General features: G+C 68.3%; 16 protein-coding genes and 1 pseudogene. 8 read left to right on the forward strand and 9 right to left on the reverse strand.

Annotation, left to right across the window (positions count from 1 at the left end; translation table 11 throughout):
* Positions 1-118 precede the first annotated feature (118 nt).
* The gene (locus tag KDK82_RS23330; protein WP_088166308.1) at positions 119-1,957 is read left to right on the forward strand and encodes a diguanylate cyclase; all 1,839 of its coding nucleotides are present in this window, start codon (positions 119-121) and stop codon (positions 1,955-1,957) included.
* A gap of 182 nt (positions 1,958-2,139) precedes the next feature.
* Here the strand turns inward: KDK82_RS23330 and KDK82_RS33295 are convergent, their stop codons facing one another.
* From KDK82_RS33295 to KDK82_RS23345, 3 genes are all read right to left on the reverse strand, one after another.
* On the reverse strand, positions 2,140-2,817 hold the full coding sequence (locus tag KDK82_RS33295) for a hypothetical protein (RefSeq protein WP_256974536.1): 678 nt from the start codon (positions 2,815-2,817) through the stop codon (positions 2,140-2,142).
* 269 nt (positions 2,818-3,086) lie between these two features.
* Positions 3,087-3,446, reverse strand: a complete 360-nt coding sequence (locus KDK82_RS23340; RefSeq protein ID WP_256974537.1) for a hypothetical protein — start codon at positions 3,444-3,446, stop codon at positions 3,087-3,089.
* A 22-nt stretch (positions 3,447-3,468) separates the two neighbouring features.
* A complete protein-coding gene (locus tag KDK82_RS23345) occupies positions 3,469-3,933 on the reverse strand; it encodes a low molecular weight protein-tyrosine-phosphatase (RefSeq protein ID WP_088166309.1) in 465 nt (154 codons plus the stop codon).
* Between KDK82_RS23345 and KDK82_RS23350 the strand changes: the two genes are divergently transcribed.
* Positions 3,932-4,267, forward strand: a complete 336-nt coding sequence (locus tag KDK82_RS23350; RefSeq protein WP_256974538.1) for a hypothetical protein — start codon at positions 3,932-3,934, stop codon at positions 4,265-4,267. The genes KDK82_RS23345 and KDK82_RS23350 overlap by 2 nt on opposite strands.
* 121 nt (positions 4,268-4,388) lie before the next feature.
* On the opposite strand, the gene KDK82_RS23355 is transcribed toward KDK82_RS23350, so the two are convergent.
* The 6 genes from KDK82_RS23355 to KDK82_RS23380 form a co-directional block, all read right to left on the reverse strand.
* Positions 4,389-4,712: a hypothetical protein gene (locus KDK82_RS23355; RefSeq protein WP_034390963.1), complete on the reverse strand. Its 324-nt coding sequence runs from the start codon at positions 4,710-4,712 to the stop codon at positions 4,389-4,391.
* 25 nt (positions 4,713-4,737) lie between these two features.
* Positions 4,738-5,148 carry a GNAT family N-acetyltransferase gene (locus KDK82_RS23360; protein WP_043823658.1) on the reverse strand — a complete coding sequence of 137 codons (411 nt, stop codon included), beginning with the start codon at positions 5,146-5,148 and terminating at the stop codon, positions 4,738-4,740.
* A 90-nt stretch (positions 5,149-5,238) separates the two neighbouring features.
* Positions 5,239-6,843 carry a hypothetical protein gene (locus KDK82_RS23365; RefSeq protein WP_051940564.1) on the reverse strand — a complete coding sequence of 535 codons (1,605 nt, stop codon included), beginning with the start codon at positions 6,841-6,843 and terminating at the stop codon, positions 5,239-5,241.
* A 129-nt stretch (positions 6,844-6,972) separates the two neighbouring features.
* On the reverse strand, positions 6,973-7,314 hold the full coding sequence (nirD, locus tag KDK82_RS23370) for a nitrite reductase small subunit NirD (protein ID WP_013803814.1): 342 nt from the start codon (positions 7,312-7,314) through the stop codon (positions 6,973-6,975).
* Between the two features lie 48 nt (positions 7,315-7,362).
* Positions 7,363-9,879, reverse strand: coding sequence for a nitrite reductase large subunit NirB (gene nirB, locus KDK82_RS23375; protein WP_088166369.1), 2,517 nt, complete (start codon positions 9,877-9,879; stop codon positions 7,363-7,365).
* A gap of 242 nt (positions 9,880-10,121) precedes the next feature.
* A complete protein-coding gene (locus KDK82_RS23380) occupies positions 10,122-11,129 on the reverse strand; it encodes an AraC family transcriptional regulator (protein WP_088166311.1) in 1,008 nt (335 codons plus the stop codon).
* Positions 11,130-11,291: 162 nt separating this feature from the next.
* On the opposite strand from KDK82_RS23380, the pseudogene KDK82_RS23385 reads away from it, so the two are divergent.
* From KDK82_RS23385 to KDK82_RS23410, 6 genes and pseudogenes are all read left to right on the forward strand, one after another.
* Positions 11,292-12,140, forward strand: a pseudogene (locus tag KDK82_RS23385) (TauD/TfdA dioxygenase family protein).
* Between the two features lie 29 nt (positions 12,141-12,169).
* On the forward strand, positions 12,170-13,228 hold the full coding sequence (locus KDK82_RS23390; protein WP_088166312.1) for a 3-keto-5-aminohexanoate cleavage protein: 1,059 nt from the start codon (positions 12,170-12,172) through the stop codon (positions 13,226-13,228).
* Positions 13,229-13,242: 14 nt separating this feature from the next.
* A complete protein-coding gene (locus KDK82_RS23395) occupies positions 13,243-14,211 on the forward strand; it encodes a tripartite tricarboxylate transporter substrate binding protein (RefSeq protein WP_063327991.1) in 969 nt (322 codons plus the stop codon).
* Positions 14,212-14,250: 39 nt separating this feature from the next.
* Entirely contained in the window at positions 14,251-15,222 is a 972-nt protein-coding gene (locus KDK82_RS23400; protein WP_088166313.1) for a quinone oxidoreductase, read from the forward strand.
* A gap of 20 nt (positions 15,223-15,242) precedes the next feature.
* Positions 15,243-16,454: a porin gene (locus KDK82_RS23405; RefSeq protein ID WP_088166314.1), complete on the forward strand. Its 1,212-nt coding sequence runs from the start codon at positions 15,243-15,245 to the stop codon at positions 16,452-16,454.
* 62 nt (positions 16,455-16,516) lie between these two features.
* Positions 16,517-19,051: an ABC transporter permease gene (locus tag KDK82_RS23410; RefSeq protein WP_088166315.1), complete on the forward strand. Its 2,535-nt coding sequence runs from the start codon at positions 16,517-16,519 to the stop codon at positions 19,049-19,051.
* Positions 19,052-19,468 lie beyond the last annotated feature (417 nt).

Here is a 19,468-nt window from a genome sequence, read left to right on the forward strand (position 1 = left end):
AAGGCGCCGCTGCCATGGCGTGCGACCTGGCATGGAGTGCTCCTGCCTTGTGCTAAAAATGGGCCGGTCCATCCACCCCGATGCCCATCCAGCAAGTAGGAAAGGGACACCCGGCGCCATGAAGAGGCTTCTTTCCGACAAGGTGCTCCGGCGCCTGGTGCTCGGCAACCTGCTGGTGGCCGGCCTGCTGGGCCTGGCCACCTGGTTGAGCCTGCGCGCCAACCACCAGGCCGACCTGGACCTGGGCGTGGCCGTCACCCGGAACCAGGCCCGCAGCCTGAGCCTGGAACTGAACGCCGAGATGCGGCTGGTGGACAACGCCCTGGCCACCGTTGCGGGCCGCTACCGCAGCCGGAGTCTGGAGGGCTCGGACGTGGCGGCGCTGGCCCTCTATGAAATCCTGCAGGAGCAGCGCGCCCTCGTTCCCTTCGTCACGGCGCTGCGCGTCACCGACGCCAATGGCCAGGTCCTGCAGAGTGCGAACGAGGAGGAGCCGGCATTCTCCGTGGCCGAGCGAGGCTACTTCGACCGGGCGCGCAACACCGACCGCATGGTGGTCTCCGACCCGCTGGTCAGCCACTCCTTCAAGAAATGGGCCATCGTGCTGGCGCGGCGGCTGCAATCCGGCGACGGGGATTTCCAGGGCATCGTCTACGCGGTCGTCGCGGCCGAGCATTTCCAGTCGCTGTTCCGCCGCCAGGCCTTCGGGCCCGACAGCGCCATTGCGCTGCGTTCGGACAAGGATCTGCTGGTGGCCCGCTACGCGGCAGGCGATCCCCAGCCCATGGCCGGCATCGGCGGCTCGGAAGTCTCGGGCGAGTACCACCGGGCCCTGGCCGATGACCGGGAGCTTGGCTGGTACATCACGCCCACGCTGCTCGATGGCGTGGAGCGCATCACGGCCTACCAGCGCCTGGCCGGCTATCCGCTGACCGTCTTCACCGGCCTGGGCACGGAAAGCTACCTGGCGGGGTGGCGTGCATCGGCCTGGCGTGCCTGGGCGCTCACGGGCCTGAGCATCGCGCTGATCGCGCTGGGCTCGGTCAGCCTCTATCTGCTGCAGCAGCGCGAACGCGTGGCGCGCATCCGGCTCGCCGAGCTGCTGCGCCAGCAGGAACTGTTCATGGACAACGACCTCATCGGCATCGCCCGCCTGCGCGAGCGCCGGCTGCTGTGGACCAACCAGGCCCTGCAGCGCATGCTCAAGCGCCCGGCCGGCGAGCTGCTGGACCACTCGGCGCGCATCCTCTACCCGGACGAGGAAACCTACGAACGCTCCGGCGAGCTGGCCTATGGCGCACTGCGCTCCAGCGGCAAATGCCATGCCCAGATGCAGCTGCAGACCAGCGATGGCAGCCTGCTCTGGGTCGATGTCAGCGGCGCAGGCCTGGCCGATGGCGAATCGATATGGGTCTTCGTGGACATCGACGCCCTCAAGCGCGGCGAGCAGGTGGCCCAGCACCAGGCATTGCACGACGTGCTGACCGGCCTGGCCAATCGCCGCGCGCTGCAGGCGCGGCTGCAGCGCGCGCTGGCCCAGGCCAGCGGCCCCGGCCAACTGGCCGTCTGCTTCATGGACCTGGACGGCTTCAAGCAAGTCAACGACACCGAAGGTCACGACGCCGGCGATGAAGTGCTGCGCATCATCGCCCGCCGCCTCACCACCCAGGCCCGCGAAACCGACTGCGTCGCCCGCCTGGGCGGAGACGAATTCGTGCTGCTGCTGGACGAACTGGCCTCGGCCGACGACGCCCTGCAGATCATGCAGCGCTGCCTGGCCTCCATCCGCCAGCCCATCCGCCTGCACAGCGGCGCCACCGTGCAGGTCGGCGCCAGCATGGGCATCGCCCTCAATGCCTCCCGGGAAGATGCCACCCAGCTCCTGCAGCGCGCCGACGAGGCCATGTACGCGGCCAAGCGTGCGGGCAAGGGGCGGATTGTGGTGGCGGGCGGGTAGGGATTTGGGGGCTATGCCGCCGTTGTGATTGCGGCAGTTGTCCGGGCGAAAGGGGCCGTGGACTCAACAAGGCAAGGCCTTGAATGCCGAACCAAAAGTCACCGCCGGGGCGGTCACCAAAGGCCGGGGCGGCAGACCCGGCCTTTTCTTTTCTTGCATTCGTTTTTCAGCGCTCGGCCTTTTCAATCCATATCCGGATCCTCGTCGCAGCCCGAGCCATTGACGGAGCACATGGAGCCTATCTTGATTTTCCGCATGGGCTGCTTGGCCAGCCTTTCACAGCGCGACATTTGCTCGGCATACATATCGTCCATGTGCGTGCCGTCAATCATGATCACCCCATTGCGAATGATGGGCTTTGCCTGACCATCGGCAAGGGCGAAGGCCACTTTCCTGAGAAGAAAACCGGCATGGTGGCAAGGGCCCAGGGTCATGGCAATCCTGGCCATTTCAGGATCAGGAACGCGATTTTTGGCCTGCGTCAGGCTGTCCATCTTTTCCATGAAAGCCCCGTCGTTCTGCGCGATCTGTCCCACCAGCTTGGTCATGCCCGCCTGATTGCGCTTTTTCACAAGATCCGCGATCTGGTCCTCCAGGCGTCTTGCCGCAGCGGCATCACCGAATGCGGCCAGAGAGGCAGATAGTGCATCGTTCTCGGCCGCCGATACTCCGTTCGGCACATACAGTACAGCGCTCGCAGCCAGAAAGGCGGCCATGATCCGGCGAGTCCGGATTGCGCCTTGCGGCCGCAGGCGTCCTCCCAATGCAATGGTGTTCATGTTCTTTGAAGATGGATTGAAATGAAAAATCTCCATTGCGCAGGCGCAGTGGATAAGAGGGGCTTGGGCGGGAATGGCCAAGCCGCCGAACTCTATCTCAATATGCGAATGGATATCCAGGCATCAGCCGTTCAATTGCTTTGTCGCACCACCAGTTCATACCCCAGATCCAGGCTTGGCGATTCCCCGGCCTCTGCGCGCATCCATTGCCGCAGCATGCGCGCACTTTCGGTGCCGACGCGGCCAAGCGTGCGAGCAAGGGGCGGATTGTGGTGGCGGGTGGGTAGGGCTATGGAGGCCGTGCCGCTGCTGTGATCGGGGCAGTTGCCGGGGCAGGTGGGGCCTTGGGCTCAACAAGGCAAGACCTCGAATGCCGAGCCAAAAGACGACGCAAGGCCGTTGATGGCCCGTGTGCACACGCGTGCCCGGTTGAATGCGATGTCGCACAGCAGCGCGATGGCAAAGGCCAGATAGGCCATGTAGGCCAGGCCGATGTAGCTGCCAAACACAATGGTGTGAAGCCAGTCCTGTGCGAACAGATACAGCATGGCAGTCACAGCCGAGGCGGTCACCAGCACGATGGCGGGCAGTGCCAGCTGCAGCCCCGCCCGCCTGCGTCGCGCCGTCACGCCGGTCAGGGCCAGAAACACCAGCGCATTGGACGCAGTGAAGATCCTGAACTCCCGCACCAGGCTGGCCGTGGTTCGCATGCGCAAGCGGTGCCGTGGCTTGTCAACCCTTGCGCGGCGCCATGCCCAGCGTGGCCAGCAGTCCCGCGCAGGCGTCCTCCACCAGGTCCAGCACGTCCTCGAAACCCCGGTCGCCGCCGTAGTAGGGGTCGGGCACTTCGCGCGCGGTGTGCTCGGTGCAGAAGTCCGTCAGCCGCTGTACGCGGTGCCATTCGGACTCGGGGCAGATCCTGCGCGCTGCAGATTCGTTGGCGCCATCCATCACCAGCACCTGGTCGAATGCCGTGAAGTCCTCGGCCCGCAGCTGCCGCGCGCGCTGCTGCGAAAGGTCATAGCCGCGCCGTGCGGCATGGGCCTGGGAGCGGCGGTCGGGGGCCTCGCCCACGTGGTAGTCGTGCGTGCCTGCGGAGTCCACTTCGATGCGGTCAGCCAGGCCCGCGTCGGCCACCATTTTCTCGAGCACGCCGTGGGCCGTGGGGCTGCGGCAGATGTTCCCTGTGCAGACCATGAGGATTCTTTTCCTCTTTGTGGCTGGCCTGCTGCCAGCTGACCGTTCCCGAATCTGTTCCATAAACCTCCTTGTGGGTAACGGGCTTCACGACATCTCGATGGCCTGCGATGCCAAGGCGTTCGCCGGCATTTTCCACGCCCCGCACCTGATCTGCCGGGCCGCTTATGCTGCGCCCATGGTGGAACTGCTTTGTTTCTGGATGGCCCGGGTGGGTGCGGCCCTGCTGGAGTTGCGGTTGCTGCGCAGCAGCGACGGCGGCTTCAGGGTGATGCTCATCACGGCGGCCATCGTGGTCATCGTGTGCTTGGTGTTGCTGTCCTTTTACGCCTGAGCCCGCAGGTCGGGCACGGGCAGGCGCCCTGTCGGGCGGATTTCATGGTGCCGCGCCGCCGGCATGGGACGTGGCTGAACTCAATGCAGCGCCATCTTGCACGCCAGTGCGGATTCTTCGATCACGGCGGAATCGATGCATCAATCATGTGCGGCCCGGTGATCTTCTGCGACGGGATCCATACCAGATAGGACCTCCACATGCCCCGATCATTGCAGTACACAAGGTACTCGCCTGGGTCCAGGCGGCTCTCCCGGTATTGGAATTGCACGCAGCCGATAGCTTGGTTCTTGCCCAGCGCGATGGCGATGTCTCGGCTGAAATCAGTTCTCCACGGACCGGGATAGCGCTCGGTGAGCGGCACACTTTTCGGCGCAGGCACAAGGAAGGCCACGGCCAAAAACGCTGCGGCGATCACTGCCGCTGCTCTCAGTTTGTTGTTCATCTCTGTCTTGATCGGGCCTCTGCAGTCAAACAATGCGCAAGGACATGCCCGCCTTTTTGGGCAGCAGGGAGGGTTCGAACCCATAGCGGCGATAGAACTCCGGCGTGCCGTGGTCGGCCATGAGGCTGACATAGGCCGTGGGCAGGGCATTGCCGTGGATGTACTGCATCAGGCGCTGCATGATGAGGTGGCCCAGGCCCTTTTTCTGGTGCTCGGGGATGACGGCGATGTCCACGATTTCGAAGAAGCACCCGCCGTCTCCGATCACGCGGCCTATGCCAACCGGCGTTGCATCGGCATAGACGACCACGCTGAACAGGCCGTTTTTCAGGCCGATGGCGGCCGCCTCGGGCGACTTGCGGCTCAGGCCGGCAGCCAGCCGGATCTGGATGTAGTCCTGGACGGCGGGGACGTGGTCTTCAATGCGGTAGTTCATGGATGGTGAGGGCGCCAGGGGCATTTCGGAGGATCGGCGGAGCGCCATCATAGGCAGGCGTCTGCCGAGAGGGAGGGCGGATCGCCGTCCTCAGTCCCAGCGATCGATCGTGTAGGCCTGGGTCCATCCATTCGAGACGACTCGCAGCGATGCGGGATAGGCGTTGCCCTGGTCGCGCAGGTCGATGCCCACGGCAGAGCCTTCGGCCAGGCCGGCCATGGTGACTGCGTTGGAGTGCGCCTCCACCGTGGCGCGCACGCCGTGCAGCTCGGCGCGCAGCAGGCTGGGGAACAGCGCGGCACCCACGTTGCGGGTTTCGCGCGCGCCGTCCAGCAGCAAGATGATGCCGTCGCCCTGGTGCTTGAAGCGTTCGCCGTCATCGTCCCAGCGGGCCGGCAGCCGGGTGATACCCGCCACGCTGACCCAGCCTTCACTCAGGCCGAACTGGGCCGCGGGGGAGCCGCCGCTCCACACATACCAGGAGAACGGATGGTCCCACTGGAACAGGCGCGGCGCGTCTTCGTTCACCGCCGTGGTGATGCCGATGAAGGGGTTGGCCGTGGCGCGGATCTGTACCTCGATCTGCTCGGCCGTGGGGATGATGGTGCGCACGAATTTCTGCAGCGTCATGGTGATGGCGGGCGTGGCCATGCCTGACTTGGGCTGTGCGGCGCCCTTGGGCAGAACATGCGCAAAAAGACCGCTGCCCGTGCGTGGGGCGGGCTCGCGCCTGCGCGGCGTCCAGGTCTTGGGCACTTCCTCGAATCGGGCCATCCGGCGCGGCAGGGCAGGTGCCAGGCCCAGCTGCTCGAACACTTTCTCTGCCTGCGCAATGCCGCCGGCGGTGGGTGCCGCCTGCGGGCGCTGGTAGCGCAGCGGGTGCATTTTTGCGGCGAACGCGCGCGAGACGTCGGCGTAGCTCTTGCCCGCCGCGATGTCTTCCAGCAGCGTGCCGATCATGGAGCTGCGCGGATGGCAGAAGCCGGCCGGCGCCGAGGCAATGGCGCGCCAAAGAATGTTGTCGGCTGCCTGCGGGCTCCTGGCCTGGGCGCGGTCCGTGTGCAACTGGTGCAGGAACTCGGCCTGGCCCAGCACCCGTTCGGCGCTGTAGAGCTGGTCGGAACGCAGCAGCTGCAAGGCGGTGGCCACATGGGCGCTGTGGAAGTCGCCAAGGGCGCGCTCCATGGTGCTGAAGTCTTCACGCCTTTCCGCCATCTTCTGGCCTGCGGTCAGCAGCGTGCGCTTGAATTGCAGCGCCTGCGGCACCGTGACGTGCATGTGCGGATGCCCGCCCGCCTGGGGCCGGCCCCACACGGCAGGGGTGGCGAGGAAGACGCCACGCACGGTGGCGCGGCGCACGGCGGCGGCCATGGCCGCCACACCGGCACGGTGGATGCCGGGCGCATCATCGCCCCACAGCAGCGGCGTCTGGCGGCCGTCGGCCGCAAGGGTGACCAGGCCGCCAAAGCGGCGCACGAAATTCTGGCAGCAGCTGCAGGTATGGCGCTGGCGCAGTTCGGCAGGCAGGGCGGCCAGATAGTCGTCGAACAGGCCGGTGGCCGTGGTGTCGAAGACCTGGTCGCCGCCCTCCTTGAGTCTGGCCTCGAAGCGGGCCTGCAGGCCGTGGAGAAAATCTGCGTAGCTGTGTTCGTCGCCCGCGTTGTGGGCTGCGGCGTCCGGATTCCCTGCGTTCATATCCACCCTCATGCATCTGTCGAGGCGGCAATGATGCCCGACCGGCAAAGGTGGAATGCAAGGCAGATGGTTCTACCGCGCCATCACGGGACGCGGGGAACCCCTCCCCATGTTGATCTGACCGAGATCTCAGTGCAGCGCCACCATCAACTGCCCGTTCTCATTGCGCACCGCATGGGCGCGCACGGAGTGCTCGGGCGCCTCCAGGCATTCGCCGGTGGCCAGATCGAAGTGGTGCTTGTAGATGGGCGAGGCGACGACGACGCGCTCGCCCAGGCTGCCGACCAGGCCGCGCGCGAGCACGCTGGCGCCGCAGCGCGGGTCCACGTTGTCTATGGCGTAGAAGCGGTCTTCGCCAAGGCGAAAGACCGCCACATGCCGGCCTTCGACCAGGGCGCAGACCCCCGTGTCGGGGACGATGTCGCGGGTGGCGCAGACGGGCATCCACTGTTCTTGGGCGGGGTGTGTCATGGCGGTGCCTTGTCGGTGGTGTGGGTGCGGGCCGGGACCAGGCCTGGATCAGGCCAGGGCCTCGCTGCGCTCTTCGCTGCGCGCCGGGCGGATCTGGCCGCGCTCCTGCACGAAGACGATGTGCTCGTCGGGCTGGTCGCTGTTGATGAAGCTGCGAAAGCGCTGGCGCACTTCGGGCGTGGTGACGGCGGTCTTCCACTCGCACTGGTAGGTGTCCACCACATGCTGCATCTGGGCCTCGAGTTCGGCGCCCAGGCCCAGGCTGTCGTTGACCACCACGTCCTTGAGATAGTCCAGGCCGCCTTCCAGGTTCTCGCGCCAAGTGCTGGTGCGCTGCAGGCGGTCGGCCGTGCGCACGTAGAACATCAGGAAGCGGTCGATGAGCTGCAGCAGCCTGTCCTTGGACAGGTCGGAGGCGATCAGCTCGGCATGGCGCGGCTTCATGCCGCCGTTGCCGCAGACGTAGAGGTTCCAGCCCTTGTCGGTGGCGATCACACCCACGTCCTTGCCCTGGGCCTCGGCGCATTCGCGCGTGCATCCCGAGACGCCGAACTTGATCTTGTGCGGCGCGCGCAGGCCCTTGTAGCGGTTTTCCAGCTGCACGGCCAGGCCCACGCTGTCGTCCACGCCGTAGCGGCACCAGGTGGAGCCCACGCAGCTTTTGACGGTGCGCAGCGACTTGCCGTAGGCATGGCCGGACTCGAAGCCGGCCGCGATCAGCTCCTCCCAGATCAGCGGCAGCTGCTCCACGCGCGCGCCGAACAGGTCCACGCGGGCGCCGCCCGTGAGCTTGGTGTACAGGCCGTATTTCTTGGCCACCTGGCCGACGGCGATCAGGCCGTCTGGCGTGACTTCGCCGCCGGGCATGCGCGGCACCACGGAGTAGCTGCCGTCCTTCTGGATATTGCCCAGGTAGTAGTCGTTGCTGTCCTGCAGGCTGGCCAGCTGCGGCTGCAGCACGAATTCGTTCCAGCACGAGGCCAGGATGCTGGCCGCCAGCGGCTTGCAGACATCGCAGCCCAGGCCCTTGCCGTGGCGGTGCAGCAGCTCGTCGAAGGTCTTGATGCCGCCCACGCGCACCAGGTGGTACAGCTCCTGGCGCGAGTGCGGGAAATGCTCGCAGACATGGTTGTTGACGGCCATGCCGCGCCGGGCCATCTCGGCCTTCATGACCTGGGTGGCCAGGGGCACGCAGCCGCCGCAGGTGGCGCCGGCCTGGGTGCAGGACTTGAGCTCGGCCATGGTGCAGGCGCCTTCGCCCACGGCCGTGCAGATCTGCGCCTTGGTGACGTTGTTGCACGAGCAGATCTGCGCCGTGTCGGGCAGGGCGTCCACGCCCAGGCCGGGCTTGGCCTTGCCGTCGCTGGAGGGCAGGATGAGGAACTCGGGCTCCTCGGGCAGGGCGATGCTGTTGAGCGTCATCTGCAGCAGCGTGCCGTACTCATCGGCATTGCCCACCAGCACGGCGCCCAGCAGCTGGCGGCCGTCCTCGCTGACCACGATCTTCTTGTAGACCTGCTTGCGCTCGTCGATGAACTGGTAGTTGCGGCTGCGCGGCGTCTTGCCCTGGGCGTCGCCGATGCTGGCCACATCCACACCCATGAGCTTGAGCTTGGTGCTGAGATCGGCCCCGCCGAAGGCGGCCTCGGCCTCGCCCGCAATGTGGCGGGCCGCCACGCGCGCCATGTCGTAGCCGGGTGCCACCAAGCCGAAGGTCTGCTCGCGCCAGGAGGCGCATTCGCCAATGGCGTAGACGCTGCGGTCGCTGGTGCGGCAATGGTCGTCCACGGCCACGCCGCCGCGCGGGCCTATGGCCAGGGCGCATTGGCGCGCGATCTCGTCGCGCGGGCGGATACCGGCGGAGAAGACGATCATGTCGGTCTCCAGGTGCGTGCCGTCGGCAAACACCATGCGGTGGCGTGCCGTGGCGCCGTCGGTGATCTCCAGCGTATTGCGGCCCGTGTGCACCTGCACGCCCAGGTCCTCGATCTTGCTGCGCAGCACGCGGCCGCCGCCGTCGTCCACCTGCACGGCCATCAGGCGCGGGGCGAACTCCACCACATGGGTCTCCAGGCCCAGGTCGCGCAGGGCCTTGGCGCATTCCAGGCCCAGCAGGCCGCCGCCCACCACCACGCCGGTCCTGGAGCGTGCGGCCGAGGCCTGCATGGCCTCCAGATCCTCGATGGTGCGGTAGACAAAGCAGTGCGGCCGGTCGCGCCCCGGCACGGGCGGCACGAAGGGCGCCGAGCCTGTGGCCAGCACCAGCCGGTCGTAGGCGATGACTTCGCCATCGGCCGTGGTCACGGTGCGCTCGCGCCGCTCCACGGCTGCCGCCCTGGCCGCCAGGCGCAGCGTGAAGCCGCTGGCCTCGAAGAAGCCAGGCTCCACCAGGCTCAGGTCCTCGGCGCTTTTGCCGGAGAAGAATTCCGACAGGTGAACACGGTCGTAGGCGGCGCGCGGCTCCTCGCACAGCACGGTGACGTTCGCGTCTGCCACGCCCAGGGCATGGAGCTGCTCGAGAAATTTGTGGCCCACCATGCCGTGGCCGATCACAACGATGTTCATCTGGCGTCCTGCGTTGCGCATCCAGTGTTTTGCGGGCCGCAGGCCAGGGCCGGCGGGTCAGGGCAGCCAATGCAAGTGCCGTGCCAGCACCGCGGCGCGGTGCCTGCCCGTGGTGCACGCTGTCTGGTGCGCAGACAGCGTGCACCGCAATGCGCCCGCCGCACCGTGCAGGGGCGGGGTGCGCCGTGGTGGTGCGTCAAGTGCGATCAAGTGCGCCAGGTCCGCCAGGAACGCCCGGTGCGTCAGGCGCGAGGCAGCCCCTGCGCGCGGCTGCGCCAGGCCTCGGGCGCGCAACCGAATTGCGCAGCGAACCAGCGCGTGAAGGCGCTGTGGCTGGCATAGCCGAGCATGGACGCGATCTGGCCCACGCCGTAGTGGGGATGGTCCAGGTAGCGCAGGGCCAGCTCGTGGCGCACTTCGGTCAGCAGCTCGCTGAAGCTCAGGCCTTCGCGGTCCAGTTCGCGCTGCAGCGTGCGCAGGCTGCGCCCCATGCCCTGCGCCACGCCTGCGCAGGTGGCGTTGCCCGAGGGCAGCAGCAAGTAGATGACCCGGCGCGCCTGATGCCCCACGGAGGCGGCACGGTGGGCCGGCATGGCCTCCACCAGCCGCAGCGCATAGCGCGCCAGCGCGGGGTCGGCCAGCGGGTTGGGCTCGTCCAGGTCGGCGGCGCGGCAGGCGATGCCGTTGAACTCGGCGCCGAACGTGATGCGGCAGCGGAACATGCGGCGGTGTTCGGACAGGTCGGCCGGTGGCGCGTGGCTGAAGCTGACGCCCTGCGGCCGCCAGCGCTCGCGCAGCAATGCCTCGCACATGCGCCACAGCACGCCCATGGCCAGCTCCACGGACTGGCGCATGGCGCCGTGCAGGACGAAGTCCTCGCGCAGGATGACGATGTCCCCTGCATCCTCCAGGTGGATCAGCAGCGATTCGTTGACCAGGTGCATGTGCGCGACCAGCGTGTCCAGCGCATGGCGCAGCGTGGGCTGGTGCAGCAGCAGCAGGCTCACGGCGCCGAAGCTCGACAGCTGGCGGTGCCGGGCCATGCGCAGGCCCAGGGACTCGCAGCCCGTGGACTGGGCCGCGTCTTCCAGCAGGCGCGCGACGATGGCCACGTCGATCAGCTGGTCCTGCTCGCGCAGCAGCGCGGGCCGCAGGCCGGCCTGGCGCAGTGCCTTGTCGGGGTCGCCGCCCAGTTCGCGCATGACGTCCGAAAAATGGGTCAAGGCCGCCGCGCGCACCATGGTGACCATGCTTGCCCTCCTGTCAGTCCGTGGCCCGGTGGCACGAAATGCAAAGAGGATGGCATGGCTTGCATAGTCCGCGGAACCGGGTTTTCCTACATTGCAGAGACCGGCCCCACGCCGGGCGGACCGTGCCGCCACGGGCCTTCACAACAATGACAGGAGACAGGCATGCGCATAGAGCCCATGACATGCGCCATCGGCGCCGAATTGCTCGGCGTGCGGCTGGCCGACGCGGTGCGCGACGACGCGCTTTTCTCGGAGATCCGGGCGGCGCTGCTGCGCCACAAGGTGCTGTTCCTGCGCGACCAGGGCCTGGCGCGCGCCGAGCACGTGGCGTTTGCGCGGCGCTTCGGCGAGCTGGAGGACCATCCGGTGGCCGGCAGCGACCCCGAGCATCCGGGCCTGGTGCGCATCTACAGGACGCCCGAGCAGCCCAACGACCGCTACGAGAATTCCTGGCACTGCGACGCCACCTGGCGCGAGGCGCCGCCCATGGGCTGCGTGCTGCACTGAGTGGAATGCCCGCCCGTGGGCGGCGACACCCTGTGGGCCAACATGGCGCTGGCCTACGAACGCCTGCCGGACGCCGTCAAGGCGCTGATCGCGCCGCTGCGCGCGCGCCACAGCATCGAATGCACGTTCGGCGCGGCCATGCCCATCGAAAGGCGGCTGGCGCTCAAGGCCCAGTACCCCGATGCCGAGCATCCCGTGGTCCGCACCCATCCCGAGACCGGCGAGAAGGTGCTGTTCGTGAACGGCTTCACCACGCATTTCACCAATTTCCATACGCCCGCCAATGTGCGCGTGGGCCAGGACTTCACGCAGGGCGCCTCCGGCCTGCTGCAGTACCTGATCGGCCAGGCTGCCATTCCCGAGTACCAGGTGCGCTGGCGCTGGCGGGCGGGCAGCGTGGCGATCTGGGACAACCGCGCCACCCAGCACTACGCGGCCATGGACTACCCGCCCAGCCACCGAAAGATGGAGCGCGCGGGCATCGTCGGCACGCCGACCTTCTGAACCACGATCACGACACAAGGAGACACGCCATGAATTTTCTCGACGGCCACCTGTTCCCCGAAAACCAGCAGCCCCTGATCATCACGGCCGCGCCCTATGCGCCCTCGTGGCTGCCCTCGGACTTTCCCGGCGAGATCGCCGTGACCATGGACGAGCAGATCCAGAAGGCCGTGGACTGCTACAACGCCGGCGCCACCGTGCTGCACCTGCATGTGCGCGAGCTGGATGGCAAAGGCAGCAAGCGCCTGTCCAAGTTCAACGAGCTGATCGCCGGCGTGCGTGCGCGTGTGCCCGAGATGATCATCCAGGTGGGCGGATCGATCAGCTTTGCTCCCGAGACGGACGGCGCGGCCGCCAAGTGGCTGTCCGACGACACGCGCCACATGCTGGCCGAGCTGGAGCCCGTGCCCGACCAGGTCACGGTGACCATCAATACCTCGCAGATGAATTTCCTGGAGCAGTTCGATGCGCGCGACATACGCGGCACCTCCATGGAGGACCCGGCCGTCTTCAATGCCTACAGGGAGATGACCGTGCCCGCCCAGCCCGGCTGGGCCGAGGAGCACATCCGGCGCCTGTCGGCCGCCGGCATCCAGAGCGCCTTCCAGTGCTACAACATCAACAGCTTCGAGTCGGTGGAGCGGCTCATGCGCCGCGGCATCTACAAGGGCCCGCTGGTGATGAACTGGGTGGCGATTGGCGGCGGCATGGACGCGCCCAGCATCTACAGCCTGGCCAACTTCGTGCGCGCCGTGCCCGACGGCGCCGTGCTCACCGTGGAAAGCTCGGTGCTCAACGTGCTGCCCGTGAACATGATGGGCATTGCCATGGGCCTGCATGTGCGCTGCGGCACCGAGGACAACCTCTGGAACCAGCGCCGCACGGCCAAGATGGGCACGGTGGCGCAGATCGAGCAGCTGGTGCGCATCGCAGGCGAGTTCGGCCGCCCCATCGCCACGGCGCAACAGGCGCGGGAGATCTGCCGGATCGGCCAGTTCTACGGCACCGTGGACGAGACGCTGGCGGCCAACGGCTTCGCGCCCAACCGCAACGGCGGCCAGCAGGGATTTCTGCGCAAGGCCGCCTGAACCGGGAGCCCACGATGCAACGCATGCCCCCCTGGACTGCCATCGCCCTGGCCGCCTCGCTGCTGGCCGGTGGCGCCCACGCCTTCGGCGACAAGCCGGTCCGGCTCATCGTGCCGGCGCCGCCCGGCGGCACCATCGATGTGTTCGCGCGCATCATCAGCGACCAGCTGGCGCAGGAGATACGCCAGCCCGTCATCGTCGAGAACCGGCCTGGTGCCGGTGGCGCCATCGCCGTCAAGCACATGCTGTCCCAGCCGGCCGACGGCAGCACGCTGCTGGTGACGGTGACCAACATCCTCACCGAGGTGCCCCATGTGCTCAAGGTCGGCTTCGACCCCATGAAGGACGTGCGGCCCGTGGCGCAGATGGCGCGCTCGGTGATGCTGTTCATCGCCTCGCCGCAGTTTCCCGCGCGCGACGGGGCCGAGGCCATCGCCTACGTGAAGGCCCACCCGGGCACGCTGTCGTTCGCCTCGTACAGCCAGGGCACGGCCTCGCAGTACGCGGGCGCCATCCTCAACAGAAGAGCCCACCTGGACATGGAGCATGTTGCCTTCCCGGGCTCGGCGCCCGCGCTGGCCCAGGTCATGGGCAACCAGATCCCGCTGATGTTCGACGGATCGGTCACCTCCAAGCCGCTGATCGCGGGCGGCAAGGTCAGGCTGCTGGCCGTGGCCTACAAGAGCCGGCTGCCCGACTACCCGCAGGTGCCCACGCTGGCCGAGCTGGGCTATCCCGAGGTGGATTTCAGCAACTGGAGCGGCGTGTTCGCCTCGGCGCAGACGCCACGCCCGCTGCTGGAGAAGATCCACGGCGCGCTGGCCCGGGTCAACGCCCGCAAGGCCGTGCGCGAACGCTATGCGGGCACGGGCTTCGAGCCCGTCGAAGGCGATCGCTCGCTGGAGCAGATGTCCACCGACCTGCGCGCCGAGTTTGACCGCAATGCCGAGATCGTCCGGAACTTCGACATCCGGCTCAACTGATGCAGGGCGCCCCACCCAGGCGCGACACAAGGAGACTCCATGGCAAAGGCCATACGCTTTCATACCACCGGCGGCCCCGAGGTGCTCAGGCTGGAGCATGCCGAGGCCGGCGCGCCGGGACCCGGCCAGGCGCGCGTGCGCCACAGCTTCATCGCCGTCAACTTCATCGACATCTATTTCCGCACGGGCCGCTATCCGCTGGCCCTGCCCAACGGCCTGGGCTCGGACGCCGTGGGCGTGGTCGAGGCCGTGGGGGAGGGCGTGACCGAAGTGCGGCCCGGCGACCGCGTGGGCTACCTGATGGGCCCGCAGGGCGCCTACAGCGATGTGCGCGTGATGCCGGCCGAGGTGCTGATCCCGCTGCCCGACGGCATCAGCGACCGCACGGCGGCCACGCTGATGATGAAGGGCATGACGGCGCAGTACCTGTTCCGCCAGGTCCATCCGCTGCAGGGGGGCGAGACCATCCTCTACCACGCGGCGGCCGGCGGCGTGGGGCTGATCGCCTGCCAGTGGGCGCGTGCCCTGGGCGTGACCATGATCGGCACGGTGAGCACCGACGAGAAGGCCGCCGCCGCGCGCGCCAACGGCTGCGCCCACGTCATCGTGACCTCGCGCGAGAACACCGTCGCTCGCGTGATGGAGATCACGGGCGGCAAGGGCGTGCCCGTGGTCTATGACTCGGTGGGCAAGGACACCCTCATGGATTCGCTGGACTGCCTGCAGCCGCGCGGCCGGCTGATCAGCAACGGCACCTCGTCGGGCTCGGTGGTGGTGGACTCCCAGCTGCTGGCCTCCAAGGGATCGATCTGGATGACGCGGCCCGCGATGGTGCACTACATCCAGCCGCGCGCCCACATGCTGGAGATGGCGAGCGAGCTGTTCGACCATGTGCTGGCCGGGCGCATCGCCAGCGAGCCCCAGCAGAGCTTTGCGCTGGCCGATGCGGCCCAGGCGCACCGGGTGCTGGAGTCGCGCCGCACCACGGGCGCGACGGTGCTGATTCCCTGAGCGATGAACAGGAGACCTCCATGCCCCGTCTTCACCCTCCCTTCCCCGGCCTGTGCGCTTTCTGCGTGGCCGGCGCGGCCGCCGCCCAGGCGCCCACCTCGGTCACGCTGTTCGGCGTGATGGACGCCGGCATCAGCCGCTACAGCGTGCGCAGCGAATCCTGGGACGCGGGCCCCGCGCGCTCGGCGCGGCAAAGCACCTGGGCGCTGTCGCCTTCGGGCAACCTGGCCAGCCGCATCGGCATACGCGCCAGCGAGGACCTGGGCGGCGGCCTCATGGCCGGCCTGTGGCTGGAGGCGCCGGTGGCCAATGACACGGGCGGCGGCGCGCTCAACTTCGGGCGGCGCGCCACCATCAGCCTGTCCGGGCGCCTGGGCGAGCTGCGCATGGGGCGCGACCACACGCCTTCGTTTCTGAACGACTGGGCCTTCGACCCCTTCACCGTCAACGGCGTGGGCACCAACCTGATCGCCGTGGTCAACAGCAACCTGGCCATCGCCCGCGCGCTGGCCACGGGCGGCCTGCTGGGCGGCGGGCTGTCGGCGGGCACGGACACCTATCTGCGCGCAGGCAATTCCATCGGCTACTTCCTGCCGCCGGGCCTGGGCGGCGTCTACGGGCAGGCCATGTACGCCTTTCCCGAGAACAGCTCGAAGCGGGGGCGCTACGCGGGTGCCCGCATCGGCTGGGCCATGGGGGCGGCCGATGTGGCGCTTGGCTATGGCGAGAACACTCTGGGCACCTCGGGCGCCGGCGCGGAAAAGATCCGCTCGCTGAACCTGGGCGGCTCCTATGACTTCGGCCCGGTCAAGCTGTTTGGCGAATGGTCCGGCGTGCGCAACGAGCGGCGCGACGCCGGAACGATGGCCGCCATCAACGACCGCTACCTGGGCGTGCTGGCCGGCGTGAACATCCCCGTGGGCCAGGGGGCGCTGCGCGCCTCCTATGCACGTGTGCAGTTCAGGAACGGCCAGGGCCTGGCCGACGGCGATTCCTCGGTGAACAAGCTCGCCCTGGGCTATGTGCACCCGCTGTCCAAACGCACGGCGCTGTACGCCACGGTGTCGCGCATCGGCGTGGGCAACGGGCGCAACAACCCGGGCGTGATGGGCGTGACGCCGCTGGTGGTCAGCAACCCGGCCATCCTGCCCCAGCCCGGCTACCTGACCACGGGCGGCATGCAGCCGGCCGGGGCGCTCGGGCTGGACCTGGGCCTGCGGTTGATGTTCTGAACGGCCGCGCCAATAGCCGTGGCGTCCGGGTGCCCATCTTCGCCTGCGCTAATCTGCGCGGCATGAATGGATCTTCTGCATGGACCCTGGGTTGGCGCACCCTGTGGCGCGACCTGCGCGCGGGCGAGTTGCGCCTGTTGATCGTCGCCGTGATGCTGGCCGTGGCCGCGCTCAGTTCGGTGGGCTTTTTTGCCGACCGGCTGCAGGCGGGGCTGCAGCGCGATGCACGCCAGCTGCTGGGCGGCGACGTGGTCGTGGTCGGCGACAACCCCACGGCGCCGGCCTTTGCCGAGCGCGCACGCGCCGAAGGGCTGCAGGCCTTGGAGACATCCAGCTTCCCGACCATGGCGCGCGCCAGCGACGCGCAAGGCGGCATGAGCCGCCTGGTGGCGCTCAAGAGCGTGCCCGAAGGCTATCCGCTGCGCGGCAGCCTGCGCGTGGCCGATGCGCCCGGCGCGGCCGACCGGGCCACGCGCGAGATACCGGCGCGGGGCGAGGCCTGGGTCGATGCGCCGCTGCTGGAGTCGCTGGGCATAGGCGTGGGGGACATGCTGCTGCTGGGCGACGCCCAACTGCGCGTGGCGCGCATCATCTCCATCGAGCCCGACCGGGGCGCGGGCTTCATGAACTTTGCGCCGCGCGTGATGATCACCTCCGCCGACCTTGCCGCCACAGGCCTGGTGCAGCCGGCCAGCCGCATCACCTACCGCCTGGCCGTGGCCGGCGCGGGTGATGGCTCCGAGCCGGCCGTGCAGCGCTACCGCGTCTGGGCCGAGCAGCAGGCCAAGGCGCCCGGCGTGCATGGCGTGCGCGTGGAGTCGCTGGACAGCGGCCGCCCCGAGATGCGCCAGACGCTGGACCGCGCCGAGAAATTCCTGAGCCTGGTCGCCCTGCTGGCGGCGCTGCTGTCGGCCGTGGCCGTGGCCCTGGCTGCGCGCGGATTTGCCAACAGCCACCTCGACGCCTCGGCCATGCTGCGCGTGCTGGGCCAGAGCCAGCGGCGCATTGCAGGGGCCTATACGGTGGAGTTCGTACTGGTCGGACTGGCCTCCAGCGCCGCGGGCGTGCTGCTGGGCTGGGCCATCCACCATGTGTTCGTGCTGCTGCTGGCCGGGCTGGTGGAAACCGCCTTGCCCGCACCGGGCCTGTGGCCTGCGGCCTTCGGCGTGGGCATGGGGCTGACCCTGCTGCTGGCCTTTGGCCTGCCGCCCGTGCTGCAGCTGGCGCGCGTGCCGCCGCTGCGCGTCATGCGCCGCGACCTGGGCGCGCTCAAGCCTGCCTCGGTGGTGGTGCTGGCCGTGGGCGTGGCAGGCTTTGCGGCCTTGCTGCTGGCGGCCAGCCGCGACATCAAGCTGGGCCTGATCGCCGTGGGTGGCTTTGCCGTGGCCGTGCTGCTGTTCGCGGCCCTGGGCTGGCTGGCCGTGCAGGTGCTGCGCCGCCTGGTGCACGAGAGCACGGCGCCGCGCTGGCTGGTGCTGGCCACGCGCCAGATCGCCGCGCGCCCCGCCTATGCCGTGGTGCAGATCAGCAGCCTGGCCGTGGGGCTGCTGGCGCTCATGCTGCTGGTGCTGCTGCGCACCGACCTCATCGGCAGCTGGCGCCAGGCCACTCCGGCCAACGCGCCCAACCGCTTCGTCATCAACGTGCAGCCCGAGCAGGCCGACGGTTTCCGCGCGGCGCTGGACAAGGCTGGCGTCACCTCCTATGACTGGTTCCCCATGATCCGGGGGCGTCTGGTCACCGTCAACGGCAAGCCGGTCAGCCCCGACGACTTCAGCGAAGACCGCGCCAAGCGCCTGGTGGACCGGGAGTTCAACCTCTCCACCACGGCGCAGGCGCCCGCACACAACCTGATCACGGCGGGCACCTGGACGCCTGGCGCCAAGGGCGAGATCAGCGTGGAGGACGGCATTGCCGAGACCCTGGGCCTCAAGCTCGGCGACACGCTGGGCTTCGACGTGGGCGGCGTGCCCAGCGAGGCGCGCATCACCAGCCTGCGCAAGGTGGACTGGGGATCGATGCGTGCCAACTTCTTCGTGATCTATCCCGTGGACCACCTGGACGACGTGGCCGTCAGCTACCTGGCCGCCTACCGCGCGCCCGACGTGGCGGGCTTCGACAACGCCCTGGTGCGCGAGTTTCCCAACATCACCAACGTGGACCTGAGCACCACGCTGGCCCAGGTGCAACGCGTGCTGGACCAGGTGATACGCGCGGTGGAATTCCTCTTCGGCTTCACCCTGGCCGCCGGCCTGGTCGTGCTCTTCGCCGCCGTCACCGCCACGCGCGAGGAGCGCGCCCGCGAGTACGCCATCATGCGCGCCGTCGGTGCCCAGGCCCGGCTGCTGGCGCAGGTGCAGCGCGCCGAACTGGCTGGCGTGGGTCTGCTGGCGGGCTTCCTGGCCAGTTGCGCGGCGGGGGCGGTGGGCTGGGCCCTGGCGCGCTGGGTGTTCGAGTTCAACTGGACCGTGCCCTGGTGGGCTCCGCTGGCGGGGGCTGTTGCCGGGGCCTTGCTGGCCTGGATGGCGGGGTGGTGGGCGTTGCGGGAGGTGTTGAGGAGGCCTGTGATGGATACGTTGAGGCAGGTGGCTGAGTAGTTTGGGGCTAGGTCCGGGCCTGGTTTTTGACCCTGCCGGGTGGTTGTTTTTCGAGGCCGGGTTTCGGCCCGGCGGCCGACTCCCTTTCTTATCGCGCGATAAGAAAGGAAGCAAAGAAGCGCGCCCCAAACTGTCCACGACCCTTCGCTTCGCTGCGGGCGACCTGCGTTGGGCGGGATGCGGGGTGCGCCGTGAAACTCGTTACGCGCTGCGCGCTTCACTCAAACATCACGGCGAGTCAGATGACGAAGCAGCCCTGTCCTTCGGCAGGGCTGCCACCCCGCATCCCGCCCAACGCAGGCGTGGGCAGAAGGGGGAGGCTGGGGACAGCCAACAGCCAACAGCCAACAGCCAACAGCCAACAGCCAACAGCCAACAGCCAACAGCCAACAGCCAACAGCCAACAGCCAACAGCCA

The organism is Delftia sp. K82, from assembly GCF_002193035.1.
Classification (GTDB): Bacteria; Pseudomonadota; Gammaproteobacteria; order Burkholderiales; family Burkholderiaceae_C; genus Comamonas; species Comamonas acidovorans.

What these genes read in the sequence shown, in the direction of transcription:
- KDK82_RS23330 (WP_088166308.1), top strand. Translation starts at nt 119, where the DNA reads ATGAAGAGGCTTCTTTCCGACAAGGTGCTCCGGCGCCTGGTGCTCGGC.
- KDK82_RS23340 (WP_256974537.1), bottom strand. Translation starts at nt 3,446, where the DNA reads ATGCGAACCACGGCCAGCCTGGTGCGGGAGTTCAGGATCTTCACTGCG.
- KDK82_RS23350 (WP_256974538.1), top strand. Translation starts at nt 3,932, where the DNA reads ATGAGGATTCTTTTCCTCTTTGTGGCTGGCCTGCTGCCAGCTGACCGT.
- KDK82_RS23345 (WP_088166309.1), bottom strand. Translation starts at nt 3,933, where the DNA reads ATGGTCTGCACAGGGAACATCTGCCGCAGCCCCACGGCCCACGGCGTG.
- KDK82_RS23355 (WP_034390963.1), bottom strand. Translation starts at nt 4,712, where the DNA reads ATGAACAACAAACTGAGAGCAGCGGCAGTGATCGCCGCAGCGTTTTTG.
- KDK82_RS23360 (WP_043823658.1), bottom strand. Translation starts at nt 5,148, where the DNA reads ATGAACTACCGCATTGAAGACCACGTCCCCGCCGTCCAGGACTACATC.
- KDK82_RS23365 (WP_051940564.1), bottom strand. Translation starts at nt 6,843, where the DNA reads ATGAACGCAGGGAATCCGGACGCCGCAGCCCACAACGCGGGCGACGAA.
- nirD (WP_013803814.1), bottom strand. Translation starts at nt 7,314, where the DNA reads ATGACACACCCCGCCCAAGAACAGTGGATGCCCGTCTGCGCCACCCGC.
- nirB (WP_088166369.1), bottom strand. Translation starts at nt 9,879, where the DNA reads ATGAACATCGTTGTGATCGGCCACGGCATGGTGGGCCACAAATTTCTC.
- KDK82_RS23380 (WP_088166311.1), bottom strand. Translation starts at nt 11,129, where the DNA reads ATGGTCACCATGGTGCGCGCGGCGGCCTTGACCCATTTTTCGGACGTC.
- KDK82_RS23390 (WP_088166312.1), top strand. Translation starts at nt 12,170, where the DNA reads ATGAATTTTCTCGACGGCCACCTGTTCCCCGAAAACCAGCAGCCCCTG.
- KDK82_RS23395 (WP_063327991.1), top strand. Translation starts at nt 13,243, where the DNA reads ATGCAACGCATGCCCCCCTGGACTGCCATCGCCCTGGCCGCCTCGCTG.
- KDK82_RS23400 (WP_088166313.1), top strand. Translation starts at nt 14,251, where the DNA reads ATGGCAAAGGCCATACGCTTTCATACCACCGGCGGCCCCGAGGTGCTC.
- KDK82_RS23405 (WP_088166314.1), top strand. Translation starts at nt 15,243, where the DNA reads ATGCCCCGTCTTCACCCTCCCTTCCCCGGCCTGTGCGCTTTCTGCGTG.
- KDK82_RS23410 (WP_088166315.1), top strand. Translation starts at nt 16,517, where the DNA reads ATGAATGGATCTTCTGCATGGACCCTGGGTTGGCGCACCCTGTGGCGC.